This window comes from Nitratireductor sp. GCM10026969 (assembly GCF_042660605.1).
Classification (GTDB): Bacteria; Pseudomonadota; Alphaproteobacteria; order Rhizobiales; family Rhizobiaceae; genus Chelativorans.
The window spans coordinates 1-1,372 of record NZ_JBHSUM010000297.1; the positions used below are offsets into that span (position 1 = coordinate 1).

Consider the following 1,372-nt stretch of genomic DNA (forward strand, 5'->3'; position numbering starts at 1 on the left):
GCCGGGCAGCCGCGCCTCGACGTCGTCGCGCTTGCCAGCGGCCGCCCGCAGGCGGCGGTTTTCCAGAATGAGCGAGCGGCGGTCGAGCGCGCGCGCGGCGATGTCGCCGAGATGCTGGGCCTTGAACGGCTTCTCGATGAAATCGTAGGCGCCTTCCCGCATCGCCTTGACGGCGAGCTGCACGTCGCCGTGGCCGGTGATCAGGATCACCGGGATGTCGGCGTCGATCTCGCGGATGCGGCTCATCAGCGTCATACCGTCGATGCCGGGCATGCGGATATCGGTGACGACGATGCCGTTGAAGCCGTAGCCGACCCGCTCCAGGGCGCGCTCGGCCCCGTCGAGACCCGTCACCGTAAAGCCGGCAAGGTCAAGCGATTGCGCGGCCGAGCGGCGCAGCTCCTCCTCGTCGTCGACGAGCAATATCTGCCCCGCGCTCATTCGGCGGCCTCGCGGGCGGCGACCTCGGCCCTGTGCAGCGCGACAGTGAAGACCGCGCCGCCCTCGGGATGTTCGGCAAGCGCGAGGGTGCCGTCGAAATCCTTCACGATGTTGTAGGAGATTGACAGGCCGAGACCCAGCCCCTTGCCCACGCCCTTGGTCGTGAAGAAGGGATCGAAGATGCGCTCGCGAATGGCCTCCGGCACGCCCGGCCCGTTGTCGCGCACCGTGATCAGCACCTCCTCGCCCTCGGCGCGAGCCGTCAGGGCGACGATCCTTTCGGGCTGGCCCTCCACCGCGTCGACGGCGTTGGAGAGGAGATTGACGAGCACCTGCTGCAGGCGCACCGGTCCGGCGCGGGCCGCCAGCGGCTCCGGGCCGAGGTCGACGGCGACCTTCACCCGCGCCACCTTCAGCCGCCCTTCCAGAAGCTCCAGCGCGTCGCCGACCACCTCGCCGACCGCCACGGGGCCGAGCTTTTGGTTCGGCTTGCGGGCGAAATTGCGCAGGTGACGGCTGATCGCCGCCATCCGGTCGGTCAGGCCCGAGATCCGCATCACATTGTCGCGCGCCTCATCGAGGCGGCTGCGCTCGATCAGGATGGCGGCATTGTCGGCATAGGTCTTCACCGCGCCGAGCGGCTGATTGAATTCGTGGCTGAGAGCCGCCGACATCTGGCCGAGCGCGGCGAGCTTGCCGGCCTGCACGAGATCGGCCTGGGTCTGGCGCAGCCGGTTTTCGGCATCGCGCCGCTCCGCCACCTCTTTCTCCAGCCGGCGGTTGACGAGCGCCAGATCGGCGGTCCGCTCCTCGACGCGCCGTTCAAGCTGCTCCTGCGCCTGGCGCTGGAAGGCGATGCGCTCGTGCAGCCGGGCGCGGCGCTGGAAGAAGATGAAGGCGGCGAGTGCGGCAAGCCCGAGCAGCAGCAGCG

The 1,372-nt window shown here is 69.5% G+C and carries 2 protein-coding genes; both read right to left on the bottom strand.

Annotated elements, in window-relative coordinates; genetic code table 11:
• The coding region (locus ACFP9U_RS25065) for a sigma-54-dependent Fis family transcriptional regulator (protein WP_378625599.1) at positions 1-441 on the bottom strand (441 nt) is incomplete at its 3' end.
• Positions 438-1,372, bottom strand: a 935-nt coding sequence (locus ACFP9U_RS25070) for a sensor histidine kinase (RefSeq protein WP_378625600.1), incomplete at its 5' end; no start/stop codon positions are given. The genes ACFP9U_RS25065 and ACFP9U_RS25070, both read right to left, overlap by 4 nt.